Source organism: Pantoea sp. X-Soil-ISGK-275 (assembly GCF_059730795.1).
Genome location: NZ_AP035976.1, coordinates 1,793,222 through 1,806,078, shown reverse-complemented (window position 1 = coordinate 1,806,078; position 12,857 = coordinate 1,793,222). Strand labels below are relative to the sequence as shown.

Below are 12,857 nucleotides of genomic sequence, written 5' to 3'. Positions count from 1 at the left end.
ATCGGTTATTCCCTGTTTATCGCCAATTACGCTAACTCTATCGGCAGATTAATCTGGAATTTTGCTTAATATTCGGATATGAGGCGTTCTCTTTGCAGGATGTGCCATAGTTCATGTTGATATGAAATATAAAGGATCCTGCTATGTTTGGCTTTTTAACCTCTCTTTTTGGTAGTCCCGAATCATTAGTGCAAGTCATGACGCGCCAGGACATTCAGGAATCGATTGAGGAAGGTGACAGAATTATTATTGATGAAGACGGCAACGCTTCGGTTAATCCATTGAGTCCTGAAGTACAGCGCGATTTTGCCCATCATGTCAGCACATTAAAGGATATTTAGATGGGCACGGCGATATTTATGGTAATGATGGTATGCGGTTATTGGTATACTAGCCGCGACATGTCGAGCCGTTTGAAAATTAAGCGCTCTTTTGGCTGGGATGTCTATTTTCTTATTGCACTGTATGGCTGCATATTTGTACTGCAAGGCGTGTTGGCGACCGCCATTATCTGGCTGATTCTGCTGGCCGCATCCGGTGTGAACAATGCCTTTGCCCTGACTTCGGCAGAAAATGTCCACTGGAATGTCGACTTCATGACGTGGAGTTTTTTAGGCATTCAGGCGCCGGTGGTATTGATGCTGGCCTTTGCCATCCTCTTCTGCATGTATCGCTCCAATTGGGCGGTGAGCGCCCGGCTTAACGCCGGCGGGCGCAAAGAGCTGTATCAGCGGCTTTCACGTTCCAACGGCATTGAACAGTTATTGCTGCAGTGCATGGAAGAAGGCGAACTGGCGTGGGTTACGCTGAAATCGCGCCGTATTTATATCGGTATGATTCATGCAGCAACGTTTGAGTATCCGAATACCGCCAATATTGTGTTGATCCCGATGCTAAGTGGCTATCGCGATTCACGCACGCTCAACCTGGCGATCGAGCATAATTACAGTTTGTGGTACCACAATCACGACATTGATTTCTCTTCGTCGCCGAAAAATGCCCTTGAGTTTCGCAAAGTGATTATGGTGCATCAAATAGAAAGTTTGTCGCTGTTTGATCCGGCTAGCGCCAGCGCATTAGCCATGGATAAGCAAAGCGGTAATAAACGCAAATGGATGAGGAGGTCTGCGCCTAAACGCGACTATCCATAATTTAATAATCAAAGATGCTGGCTTAATTGTTTATGTTGTATCGAGCCAGCAATACTCCATAATAAGTCAAAATAATAAGGTAATCATGATGGACTTTAAAAAGTTCGAGGCCATTCTGCAGCTGTGGGGAGATTTACACTTCACAGGAATTGAATTACAACAGCGTGATAATAAAAGCGAAATTTACGCCACCGGCACCAATAACCATACCCAGAGTCAACTTTATATTTGCACGCTTTCTACTGAGATTGCGTCACATATCCAGTTAAAACAGTTTCGCACTTGGTTACACAGAATTAACATTGGTAAAGCAAAACGCCGGTTGGCTCTCTTACGAAAGGAGTAATGAGATTGTCCCCGCATGGGGGACAGAGAAGAATATCAGGCGTCGTCAGGCGTATAGCCCACCACAATTTCCAGCGTTTTGCGCAGCACATCGGCTTCAGCATCACTTTCTGCGGTTTCCAGCGCCATAATCAGACAAAGAATAATCGATTTATTACTGACTCGTCCTTCCGTGGCCAGCACGTGGCGGATAACCCTATCCAATACGGCAGCTTCGTTTTTTAGCGTACTGTCTGCATTGCGAAAATGCTCTGCCAACTCAGTGTCAGGCAGTGCAGCATAGAGGTTGTGATTTTCCGACATGATTCCAGTCCCGTGATTGCGTATATTCCCGCATTGCTATGTCCTCAATGCGAGCCAATCGGTCAATGTTTACGATTGTTGCCAGACTGCTGGTTATGACCAAACAGCTGAAGAACGTTGTCTCGTTGCGGCTGCTCTTCGCGCAATTTTTTCCCCGCCGAAATGCTGTTGCGCACATCGGTGATGGCGGCAGTGATCGCTGCACGCTGTTCGTCATCGGTGCTCTGCTGTTTCATCAGCGTCAGCTGATCCATCAGCGCCTGAGTATTAACGGGCCCCGGGCGCTGCAGCAACGCCAGCGCGGCTTCGCCAATAATTTCATCGATTATTTTCTGCTGTTCACTTCTATTCATAACGAATCATTCATAACGAATCTCTGATCGCCGTTTCGCCCCGGAGCGGGGCGAAACCAGTGTGGGAGCGTATTCAGAGTAAAATTCTAATACTTGTACAAGTTTGAAATCTGACAGGCTCTCAGCTTTCGCGTTCAAATAATAAGCCAATCAGCTGATGATAGTGATGCTCTTCTTCGGCGTTGGCGGCCAGTTCCAGTCTGCGCAGCAGCTTGGTACAGAGCGATTTGCGGTTGAGATTACGGCCTTCGCGTAAGATTTCAACCACGATCTGACCCAATGTTTCCTGCTGCGATGGCAGCGACGCTTTGCTGAAGTAGTTGGCAATGGCCTCGACTGAACTCGGCGTGTATCCGTTCTGACGCATAATTGACCCCAATAATTAAAAAAGTTAGATCATTTGACCTAAGTAAAGTTGTACAGGTAGCAAAAAGCTGTACAAGGAGCTTACTCAAGTTAGCAGGCGGGATTTGTTGCAAAAAGTGCTAATAAAGGTGAATTAGGATAATTGGAAAGCTTTTATTTCCAAATCCGTGCGCTCAGCGCCGAAAGTCATCGACGCGTGAACTTATTGGGCTGGTCAACTGTCGTCGGTATCGGCCGAAGGCATTCTGACGCTGCCTTCCTGACGACTCAACCCGCGCAACGCGGAATGGACGCGGTTGTCGCTGCCCGCCGGTTGACGGTGCGTGAGCAACCATTGCTGAGCCTGGGCAATGCGCTGCTGCTGTTGCGTGTTTTGCTCTTTTCTCGCCATGCGCGCGAGCTCTGTCAGCAGCGATGAGACGCTGACATCCTCACGACGTAGCAGTAACGCATAGGCGGCTTCGCCGATAATTTTAGGTTGCGAATCTGACATCTTCTACCTCCTGAGAATATGGGCTTACGCTTAGTTCTCACTACTCACTATAGATCATCAGCGTGATACCTTGTTAACAGAAAGCTCTGGTTATCTTGGGTTTTTGTTACTAACACGTTATGGTAACTGCCCTTCGGTGGCCTCTGCTCGCACCGACGATGTGAATTAATAACAAGAATGAAGCAAGGAAATCTGGCATGGAGTTCACCATACGCAAAGCCAAGGCAGAGGATGCAGAGCTGCTGCACCTGCTGGGGCGCATGACCTACAGCGCGCATTTTAAACATATGTGGGTTTCCGCAGAAGAGCTGGATGCCTTTATCGACAAGGAATATGGCCTGGCGGAGCTGAATAGCAGCCTCGCGGCCCCCAACGAGAGCTGGCTGATCGCCGAGACCGACAAGCCGATTGGCTTTGCCAAAGTCACCTGGAACACGCCGGTACCGGATTCCGGCATGAGCGGCGCGCTGCTGAATAAGCTGTACCTCAATCCGGAAGAAACCGGCAAAAATTACGGCCGCTGGATGTTCGAGAGCATCATCAATGAAGCGCGCGACAAGCGTGAAGGCTATCTGTGGCTGGAAGTGTTAGGCGATAATGTGCGTGCACGTAAGTTCTATGAAGCCTTTGGCATGCAGCACATCAAAGACATTCCGTTTGTTACCGCCTCGCAGCAGAGCACTCTGCAGATCATGGGAATGATGATTTAAGCGCAGCGGCACGCCATTCGGCACAAAATAAATATCCTTTGTTGCCAACTGTTTTGCAAATCATTGCCGGTTCTGGCTTGATCAAACTGCCCAATCGACATTACTGTATACACATACAGTAATGATTTGAGATCGTAGCCATGCAGTTTTATCAGCCCGCGGAAATCCGCGCCATTCTCGCCTTACCCTTGTTCATCAGCCGCGTGCCCTGCGGCTTTCCGTCCCCAGCTCAGGACTACGTTGAACAACGCATCGACCTCAACGACTTTTTAGTCGATCACCCCAGTTCAACCTACTTCATCAGAGTCAGCGGTGACTCGATGATCGACATCGGGATCAATGAGGGCGACATGCTGGTGGTGGACAGCTCGCTGAAACCCAAACACGGTGACATTGTGGTGGCGTCACTTTCCGGCGAGTTCACCGTGAAACAGCTGATGCTGCAGCCTTACCTGCATCTCAAACCGATGAACGTAACCCATGCGATTATCGCCATTCCTGACGCCGATGAGTTCGAAGTCTTCGGCATCGTTAAACACGTGATTAAAACCATAGGCCGCTGATGTTTGCCCTGGTGGATGTGAATTCGTTTTACGCCAGCTGTGAAACGGTGTTTCGCCCGGATCTGCGTGGCAAACCGATTGTGGTGCTGTCGAATAACGACGGCTGCATTATTTCCCTGAGCAGAGAAGCCAAGGCGCTGGGCATCAAGATGGGCGCGCCCTACTTCAAACATCGCGAAGAGCTGATGCGTCACAACGTGGTGGTGTTCTCGTCTAACTATGCGTTGTATGGCGATATGTCGCGCCGCGTGATGGAGACGCTGGCGCTGATATCCACGCGTGTGGATGAGTATTCCATCGACGAAGCCTTCGTTGATGTTACCGGCATCAATGCCTGCATGACGTTTGAACAGTTAGGCTGCGATATCCGCGACCGCATTTATCAGGACACCCATCTGCGCGTGGGTGTCGGCATTGCACCGACCAAAACCCTCGCCAAACTCGCCAACTGGGCGGCCAAACGCTGGACCAAAGCCGAGAACGTGATGGATCTCTCTTTGCCCCACCGTCAGCGCGAGTTGATGAAACTCGTCAAGGTTGAAGAGGTGTGGGGCGTGGGCCGGCGCTTATCGAAAAAGCTCAACCTGATGGGGATTAACACCGCGCTGGAATTAGCGGAAACCCCAACCGCGCTGATCCGGAAACACTTCGGCGTGGTGCTGGAGCGCACGGTACGTGAATTATGTGGCGAGTCTTGTCTGGCGTTTGAGGAGGTGGTTCCCAACCGACAAAATATTCTCTGCTCGCGCTCGTTTGGCGATCGTATTACCGAATATCAGGATATGCGCGAAGCCATCGCCAATTACGCCGCGCGCGCCGCAGAGAAGCTGCGCAGCGAGCGGCAATATTGCCGTCATATCGGGACGTTTATTCGCACCAGCCCGCACGATGCGCATCATCCTTATTACGCCAATGCGGCCAGTCAAACCTTGATTACGCCCACCGCTGACAGTCGCGATATTATTCAGGCCACGCTTAATTGTTTAGATCGTATCTGGGTTCCCGGTAAGCGTTATATGAAAGGCGGCGTGATGTTGGGCGATTTCTTTAGCGATGGCGTGGCGCAGCTTGATCTGTTTGCGGAATATCAGCCGCGTCATAATAGTGACCAACTGATGGCCCTGATCGATAAGATGAATGCCCACCAGCGCGGCGCGCTATGGTTTGCTGGCCAGGGGATTCAGAAACCCTGGTCGATGAAGCGCGAGATGCTGTCACCGGCGTACACCACCCGGCTGGCGGATCTGCCGGTGGCGAAGTAAGCGCTTCACGCTTGAATTACACGCATGCCAATGCGATATTCAGGCCCTGACACGGCCACAGCTTAATAACATCTGGAGAACCTATGTCGAATGAAGAACGCGTAAACGAGCTGGAAGAAACGGTAAACCAGCTGCAGATTGAAGTCGCTGCCTTGCGCGAGTTAATGATTAAGCAGGTGGCGGTTAATAACATCACCTTTAAAGGGAAATATGATGAGGTGATTATTCAGCTGGCGAAAGAATATGAAGAGCGCGGCTTAGAGGACGAAAGGAATAGCCAGATGCACGAAGCGCTACGTCAATATATCAAATACCAGCTGCCTGCCGTGGAATAAACCCACGGTTATTTCTGCTCTTCTGGCAGCGAGGCGATATTTATGCCTTTCGCCCCATCACGCCCTTCACGCTTTGCCTGATACAAAGCATGATCGGCGTATTCCAGCAGTTTCACGGCGCTCACCGCCGCCGCCGTAACGGTGGTGGCGCAGCCGGCACTGAGCGTGACATGGCCAACGGGCGAAGCAACATGGGGAAGCTGCATCACCCTCACCGCTTCAACCACGCGATTGGCAATGGTCATCCCTTCACCAAATGAGGTATCCGGTAATATCAGTGCAAACTCCTCGCCGCCATAGCGCGCGGCCATGTCTGAACGTCTTCCAGTGACAGACGACAGCACCTCGCCAACCACTTTCAGGCATTTATCCCCGGCAATGTGACCATAGGTATCGTTGTAGTGTTTGAAGAAATCGATATCCATCATGATAAGCGAGAGCGGTTTACCGCTGGCCGCCGCATGGGTTAACGCTTCACGCAGGAAACGATCAAATTCCCGGCGATTCGCTAGTCCGGTTAAACCATCGACATGCGCGAGTTTGTTCAGCGTCAGGTTGGCGTTGTGCAGTTCGTCACGCAGCAGCGTCAGCTCCTGCTGGTAGCGCAACACGCGACGTGCCTGACGCAGCTGGAAGGTGCCGAGTAAGATGATGGTCAGCAGCAGAATAATGCTGAGCAGAATATCCTGCGCCCGACCGTTGACCCACACGTGAAACAGATCGTCGCTGTTGTAACCTGCTGCAACAATAATCGGATAACGATCGGAACGGGCAAAACCAAAGATACGCGGTTGCCCATCCAGCACCGATCGCCACTGCCCGCTGCCGCGATCCATCTTAGACAGCATCTCCTGAAACAGCGGGCTGGCTGAGAGATTCATACCGATGTAACTGTCTGGCATCGGACGCGCATAGAGCACGGTGCTATCAGCCAGCATTAACACCAGCACATCGCGTGCACCGATCTCATAGTAGCTGTAGAAGCGGCGGAAAAAATCCACCTTGATTGTGGCCAGCAACACGCCCTTAAATCCACCACTGGCATCACTGACGCGCAGGGAAACGGGGATCACCAAATCGCCGGTGCTACGACTGGTGATCACCGGGCTAATATGCACGCTGTTACGATGGTTGCTGCGCTGAAAGGTGAAATATTCACGATCGGAGTTATTAATATTGTTGGGCACGCGTTCAGCAGAGGTCGCGATCCACTTGCCCTCGGCATCGTAATAGAAGAGTCCATGCAGTTGTGGCAGACGACGTTGCAGTTCGCGCATGGTGTTACTCAGATCGGCGCCCTGAATATGTGTGGCCAGCTGCAGCTGGAGATCACGCTGCATCTGCCGCAGCGACAGCTCCGTCTGCAAAAAGGTATCTTCCGCCTGACGCGACTGCGACAACGCCAGGTTCATCGCCGTTTGCTGCGTTTGTCGCACGGTGCCGAGCCAGTCTTCGCGCAGCGTCCAGATGCTCATCCCCACGACGGTGATAATCAAAAAGAGACCGGACAGCACAATACTTTGCTGCAAACCCGCGTCAGATGTCGCCTTAGGATCCATTTTTCTTTTTAACGGCATGTTGTCCTCTGTTTTCAAGCTACAACAGAGTTAAGCATGTAATGGGTGCAGTACGTGATAAGGCGGATATATTTCGGACCATCGATAACTCATATGACCAGTAACGAGATATTACTGTAGTATAGCTCCACCACACACAGTGGCTGCACTACGGCACGCGTTTACAACGAGATCATTCGGTAGTCACATCGACCAGCCCGCGAAATGCGGGCTTTTTTTATTTGAGAGGCAGAGAGAGCAGGACGGAGCAGAAAGCGCCGCCCTGAGGGTTTTATGCCGCGACGGTCAGCGCTTTTTTACTGCGCGACCAGACGCGATGGGATGCCATCAACGCGAGGAAATCCGCCATAAAGCTGCCTTCGGCTTTCACCGCTTCCACCAGCCCTTCTTCGGTTTCATTATCCTGCACGTTGAACTGCGCTTTGAATCGGCGCGCATCACCGCTCAGACCAATGGCTTTCAGATGCTTATACGCTTCCAGCAGGAAATAGCGCGCATCGCCGCTCAGCAGCAACGCATCAATATTGCCATCCGGCACAATCACCGCATCAAAGGTCAGCGAAGGAAGACCGGTAAAGGTGGCATCAACCGGCAGCACCGAGCCGTCGTCCGCCAGCACTTGCCCCATATGCGCCGCCAGGATTTTAGCATGCACGCCCTGCGCTTTTAGCGCCTGCAGAATCGCCAGCACGTCGGCAGCTTTCACGCCGTCACTCAGCAGTAACGCCACCTGACGGCCCTTAATATCGCCGCTCGGTTGCGCATAAAGACTGAGACTTTCATCCTTCGTCAAGCCATTCACATCCTTCGGCGGCGCGGTGTTGAGCTGTTCATCACTTAGCTTCAGACCGAGATTGGTGGCGACAGCCTGCGCCAGCGAGACATCAATCTGCAGCAGATGATCGACCACGCGTTCGCGAATATAAGGACGCGCCACCTTACTGAGCTCAAACGAATAAGCGCCAATAATGTGCTGCTGCTCTTCCGCCGTCTGGCTCAGCCAAAACAGCCGTGGCTGCGAATAATATTCGCCAAACGATGGGCTGCGCTCGCGCACCTTGCTGCCTTCAATGCGTTCCTGATAACTCTCAAATCCGCCCTGTTTCGCTGCTGGCGGCACTTCACGCGGCCAGTTATTGTTGATGGAGTTCGGTTCGTAGTTGGCTGGATTGGTGTCAATTTCCGTGCGATGCATGCCCTGACGCTGGAAGTTGTGGTACGGGCAAACCGGACGATTGATCGGAATCTCATGGAAGTTCGGCCCACCCAAGCGGCTGATTTGCGTATCGGTGTAGGAGAACAAACGGCCCTGCAGCAGCGGATCGTTGCTGAAATCCAGCCCCGGCACAATGTGGCCCGGATGGAACGCGACCTGTTCGGTTTCGGCGAAGAAGTTGTCCGGATTGCGGTTGAGCACCATTTTGCCGACCAGTTCAACCGGCACCAGCTCTTCCGGAATCAGTTTGGTGGCATCGAGAATGTCGAAATCGAACTTGAACTCATCCTCTTCCGGGATCAGCTGCAAACCCAGTTCATATTCCGGGAAATCGCCCGCTTCAATCGCTTCCCACAGATCGCGGCGATGGAAGTCAGGATCGCGGCCGGTCAGCTTCTGCGCTTCATCCCACAGCAGCGACGCTTTGCCTGCCACCGGTTTCCAGTGGAAACGCACGAAGGTGGATTTACCTTCGGCGTTAATCAGGCGGAACGTATGGATACCGAAACCTTCCATGGTGCGATAGCTGCGCGGAATGCCGCGATCCGACATCGCCCAGATGACGTTATGCAGCGTTTCCGGTTGCAGCGAGACATAATCCCAGAAGGTGTCATGGGCGCTCTGCCCTTGCGGAATTTCGTTGTGCGGCTCGGGTTTCACCGCATGCACGAAGTCCGGGAATTTATGCGCATCCTGAATGAAAAACACTGGCGTGTTGTTGCCGACTAAATCAAAAACGCCCTCATCGGTATAGAACTTGGTGGCGAATCCTCGGATATCGCGCACCGTATCAGCCGATCCTGCGCCACCTTGTACGGTGGAGAAACGCACGAAGACGGGTGTGATTTTTTCGGCATCGCTGAGGAAGCCTGCTTTGGTCAGTTTTTCCAACGAGCGGTAGGGCTGGAAATAGCCGTGCGCCGCCGAACCGCGCGCATGAACGATACGCTCAGGAATGCGTTCGTGGTCAAAATGCGTGATTTTTTCACGCATGATGAAGTCTTCAAGCAACGTGGGCCCGCGCGAACCGGCACGCAGCGAGTTCTGATCGTTGGCGATGCGGGTGCCCTGATTAGTGGTCAGGTCGGCGTTTTCGCCATTTTTGCGGTACTCATCGAGCTGCTCAAGTTTGCTGTTTTGCGTGGCGGGCGCTTTCAGGCTGCCGGGCGCGGTAGGCTGCTTGCCCGGCGGCGTCGGTTCGGCGGCAGGTTTATGTCCACCGCCTTGCGGTGCTAAATCACCTAATCCTGGCTCAGAGGTTTCTGGCCCTTTATGCGGCGCGGTATGGGTTAAATTCTGTTCTTTTTTATCTTTCGACATGTGACATGCTCCTCCAGTTAAGACCCTATTAACTGTAGAGCATAAAAACATTTATATTTCGTCTGGTTTAGAAATGATGTTTAAAGAGATTAATGAGGAGAATGTAAAGCGAGGATATTTTAACCGAAAGGTAGCTTTAATGGTTTATTAATAAGATTAATCCTGATAAATACCGTTGCGCTTTATTTCAATTATTTTCGCACCCTCCACAGGGTCGCCATTAATGGCGACCAAAAATATCATGCGTCATAACAGGCGCTATGAATGCGTTAAGGTTTCAAAATCACCTTGGTCCAGCCCGCATCACGATCGTCGAAATGGCGGTACGCTTCGGGTCCTTCGGCCAGCGACAGTCGATGAGAAATAATGCTCGCCGGATGCGCTTTGTCGGTGGCAATCAATCGCGCTAGCTGGCGGTTATAGGCTTTGACGTTGGCCTGGCCGGTACGGATCGACTGCCCTTTAAACCAGAAGCTGCCGAAATCGAACGGCATTTTACCCACTTTGGCTAACTCGCTGGCCGCGCCGGGATCCTGCGGGATAAACACGCCCACCACGCCAATGCCGCCGGTGGCTTTGGTGGAGGCGACCAGGCTGTTCATGGTGGCGCTGTTATCTTCGTGTCCATGCTGATTACAACATTGATAACCCACGCATTCACAACCGCAATCCGTGCCGCGTCCATCCGTCAGATCAAGGATTTGCTGCACCGCTGCGTCGCCCACGGCATTGATGCCCGTTGCGCCCATCTGCTCCGCCAGCGCCAGGCGATCGGGGTGCGTATCCACCACAAACACCTGCGACGCGCCTTTGATGATCGCCGAATGCGCGGCCATCAAGCCTACCGGGCCCGCACCGTAGATGGCGACGCTATCGCCCGGTCGCAGGCCTGCCAGTTCGGTCGCATGCCAGCCGGTGGGGAAAATGTCCGACAGCATCACATAATCTTCCTCTTTCTCCACCGCATCCGGTGGCAGCAGTAAACAGTTAAAATCGGCAAACGGCACGCGCAGCAGCTCGGCCTGACCGCCTTCCCACTCACCCATTTCAGCAAAGCCGTAGGCCGCACCTGCGGTGCCGGGGTTGGCGGTCAGACAGAAACCGGTTAACCCTCTCTCACAATTTTCACAGAAACCACAGCCGACGTTGAACGGCATACATACGTAATCGCCAACCTTAAGTCGCTCGACGCCACTCCCCACCTCCACCACTTCGCCAAGGTTTTCATGACCAAAGATGCGCCCCTGTTCAAAGCTGGTGCGCCCCTCGTACATATGTAAATCGGAACCGCAAATATTGGTGGTGGTAATACGAATAAGCGCATCGGTAGGACGCACAATTTTTGCATCAGGAACATTTTTAACCGAGACATCAAAAGGCCCGTTATAGACGATAGCTTTCATAATTTATTTTCCTGAGTGGCTAGCACTCTTAATTCGAATGAGCAGATAAGCACGGCGCTAATTTAACGTCGCGCTTAGCCAAAGAAATAAAAACCGCGTCTACATACCCTGGCATAAATAAGTCAGTTGTGCTTTTTTCAATTACCGCTGCGTTTGTCGTGCAGTCGCGCATATTTGTGCCAGACTTAACACCGTGTCAGCAGGAAAATCTATGGAGAGCGTATGAAACAGGTTGTTTTAGCTTCAGTAATCATGATGTTCAGCGTTGGCGTGAGCGCAGCGGAAGGCGGATACCAATCAGGTGAAACAGCACCGCCGCAGAAGAATCAGGATGCCGGTTATAAAGGATCGGAAGACACCGCACAAACCCCGATTTCACGTATTCGTGATTTCCGTCAGGGCGGCTATGTCACGCTCGAAGGCCATATTATTGAAAAGCTGAAAGGTGATAGCTACAAATTCCGCGATGATACCGGCACGATTATCATTAATGCTGAGAAGCCGGCCTTCAAAGAGAAAACCTATTCAGCCAGTGATAAAGTTCGCGTGAGTGGAAAAGTGTATGGGCGTGGCGAACAAACCACCTTGAGGGTATCGCGAATTGAAGAACCTTAAGGTTACGCATTTATTACCTTAAGAATAGCGGGTGAGTGCATGGCTTTTCATCCTCACCCTTTTTAGGCCTGACAGCGCAGTAGATAATCACATTCACATATACGTTTTTCGCCATTCCTTCAGCACTATTTTGTGGGTATATTAGCGCGCATGTAGTGAATAGAATTCGTAAGAGTCTGAATGAGTTTTTATGGATAGAACGATTTATATTGTTGACGATGACCCCGCTGTCATCAACGCGCTGCAAAATCTTCTGAGCTCAGAAGGCTACCTGATTTCGACCTTTACTTCCCCTGCTGAATTTTTGAATCAGCCGTATTACCGTACTCCGAGCTGTTTAATTGTCGATATGAATATGCCGGGTCTCGACGGCTTTGATGTTTCGCACCATCTCACTGCACGCGGCTACACCCTTCCCACTATCTTCCTCACCGGCTTTGGTACCATTCCCCTGACAGTCCGCGCGATGAAGGCGGGCGCCTTTGAGTTTCTCACTAAACCGGTGATGCCGGATGACCTGATGCAAGTGGTATCCGCTGCCATGGCGCTGGCCGAAAAAAGCGCGGCACTCTCACAGGAAAGAATTGCACTCACCGCGCGTTATCACTCTTTAACGCCCCGCGAAATGGAATTGATGCAATTAGTTATTCGCGGTTTATTAAATAAGCAGATTGCCGCTGAAATGGGCATCAGTGAAATTACGGCAAAAGTGCATAAGCGCCGCGTGATGGAGAAAATGGCGGTGCGTTCGGTTTCAGAATTAGTCAGAGCCGCAGAGAAACTGCATTTATTGCAAGACGAATAACATCACAGGTTATAGCGGTAACGGCATCCTTCTCCTCCCG

16 protein-coding genes are annotated in these 12,857 nt (G+C 51.7%); 9 read left to right on the top strand and 7 right to left on the bottom strand.

Annotation, left to right across the window (positions count from 1 at the left end):
- Positions 1-143 precede the first annotated feature (143 nt).
- The 3 genes from AC6I8A_RS08420 (at position 144) to AC6I8A_RS08410 (ending at position 1,497) form a co-directional block, all read left to right on the top strand.
- Complete coding sequence (locus AC6I8A_RS08420) at positions 144-341, top strand: hypothetical protein (RefSeq protein ID WP_008102837.1); 198 nt, start codon at positions 144-146, stop codon at positions 339-341.
- Positions 342-1,151 carry a hypothetical protein gene (locus AC6I8A_RS08415; protein WP_256696281.1) on the top strand — a complete coding sequence of 270 codons (810 nt, stop codon included), beginning with the start codon at positions 342-344 and terminating at the stop codon, positions 1,149-1,151.
- An 85-nt stretch (positions 1,152-1,236) separates the two neighbouring features.
- Positions 1,237-1,497 carry a hypothetical protein gene (locus tag AC6I8A_RS08410; RefSeq protein WP_256696280.1) on the top strand — a complete coding sequence of 87 codons (261 nt, stop codon included), beginning with the start codon at positions 1,237-1,239 and terminating at the stop codon, positions 1,495-1,497.
- 35 nt (positions 1,498-1,532) lie between these two features.
- Here the strand turns inward: AC6I8A_RS08410 and AC6I8A_RS08405 are convergent, their stop codons facing one another.
- The 4 genes from AC6I8A_RS08405 to AC6I8A_RS08390 form a co-directional block, all read right to left on the bottom strand.
- Positions 1,533-1,799 carry a biofilm development regulator YmgB/AriR family protein gene (locus tag AC6I8A_RS08405; RefSeq protein WP_256696279.1) on the bottom strand — a complete coding sequence of 89 codons (267 nt, stop codon included), beginning with the start codon at positions 1,797-1,799 and terminating at the stop codon, positions 1,533-1,535.
- A gap of 62 nt (positions 1,800-1,861) precedes the next feature.
- Positions 1,862-2,152, bottom strand: coding sequence for a hypothetical protein (locus AC6I8A_RS08400; protein WP_256696278.1), 291 nt, complete (start codon positions 2,150-2,152; stop codon positions 1,862-1,864).
- 121 nt (positions 2,153-2,273) lie between these two features.
- Positions 2,274-2,519: a regulatory protein YcgZ gene (gene ycgZ, locus AC6I8A_RS08395; RefSeq protein ID WP_007891089.1), complete on the bottom strand. Its 246-nt coding sequence runs from the start codon at positions 2,517-2,519 to the stop codon at positions 2,274-2,276.
- 213 nt (positions 2,520-2,732) lie between these two features.
- Entirely contained in the window at positions 2,733-3,011 is a 279-nt protein-coding gene (locus AC6I8A_RS08390) for a hypothetical protein (RefSeq protein ID WP_256696277.1), read from the bottom strand.
- Positions 3,012-3,208: 197 nt separating this feature from the next.
- Between AC6I8A_RS08390 and AC6I8A_RS08385 the strand changes: the two genes are divergently transcribed.
- The 4 genes from AC6I8A_RS08385 (at position 3,209) to AC6I8A_RS08370 (ending at position 5,881) form a co-directional block, all read left to right on the top strand.
- Positions 3,209-3,721 carry a GNAT family N-acetyltransferase gene (locus AC6I8A_RS08385; RefSeq protein WP_008102825.1) on the top strand — a complete coding sequence of 171 codons (513 nt, stop codon included), beginning with the start codon at positions 3,209-3,211 and terminating at the stop codon, positions 3,719-3,721.
- 140 nt (positions 3,722-3,861) lie between these two features.
- Complete coding sequence (gene umuD / locus AC6I8A_RS08380) at positions 3,862-4,284, top strand: translesion error-prone DNA polymerase V autoproteolytic subunit (protein WP_265296997.1); 423 nt, start codon at positions 3,862-3,864, stop codon at positions 4,282-4,284.
- Complete coding sequence (gene umuC / locus AC6I8A_RS08375) at positions 4,284-5,546, top strand: translesion error-prone DNA polymerase V subunit UmuC (RefSeq protein WP_497818304.1); 1,263 nt, start codon at positions 4,284-4,286, stop codon at positions 5,544-5,546. The genes umuD and umuC overlap by 1 nt, the downstream gene beginning before the upstream one ends.
- Before the next feature lie 83 nt (positions 5,547-5,629).
- The gene (locus tag AC6I8A_RS08370; protein WP_008102814.1) at positions 5,630-5,881 is read left to right on the top strand and encodes a hypothetical protein; all 252 of its coding nucleotides are present in this window, start codon (positions 5,630-5,632) and stop codon (positions 5,879-5,881) included.
- A gap of 8 nt (positions 5,882-5,889) precedes the next feature.
- Here the strand turns inward: AC6I8A_RS08370 and AC6I8A_RS08365 are convergent, their stop codons facing one another.
- From AC6I8A_RS08365 to AC6I8A_RS08355, 3 genes are all read right to left on the bottom strand, one after another.
- Positions 5,890-7,458, bottom strand: a complete 1,569-nt coding sequence (locus AC6I8A_RS08365; RefSeq protein WP_497818303.1) for a sensor domain-containing diguanylate cyclase — start codon at positions 7,456-7,458, stop codon at positions 5,890-5,892.
- A 271-nt stretch (positions 7,459-7,729) separates the two neighbouring features.
- The gene (katE, locus tag AC6I8A_RS08360; protein WP_479489814.1) at positions 7,730-9,994 is read right to left on the bottom strand and encodes a catalase HPII; all 2,265 of its coding nucleotides are present in this window, start codon (positions 9,992-9,994) and stop codon (positions 7,730-7,732) included.
- A 269-nt stretch (positions 9,995-10,263) separates the two neighbouring features.
- Entirely contained in the window at positions 10,264-11,397 is a 1,134-nt protein-coding gene (locus AC6I8A_RS08355; protein ID WP_101760752.1) for a glutathione-independent formaldehyde dehydrogenase, read from the bottom strand.
- Positions 11,398-11,619: 222 nt separating this feature from the next.
- Between AC6I8A_RS08355 and AC6I8A_RS08350 the strand changes: the two genes are divergently transcribed.
- Both AC6I8A_RS08350 and AC6I8A_RS08345 read left to right on the top strand, forming a co-directional pair.
- Complete coding sequence (locus AC6I8A_RS08350) at positions 11,620-12,012, top strand: YgiW/YdeI family stress tolerance OB fold protein (protein ID WP_101760753.1); 393 nt, start codon at positions 11,620-11,622, stop codon at positions 12,010-12,012.
- A gap of 190 nt (positions 12,013-12,202) precedes the next feature.
- Positions 12,203-12,817 (top strand): response regulator transcription factor, encoded by a 615-nt coding sequence (locus AC6I8A_RS08345; protein ID WP_479489815.1) that lies wholly within the window; start codon positions 12,203-12,205, stop codon positions 12,815-12,817.
- Positions 12,818-12,857 lie beyond the last annotated feature (40 nt).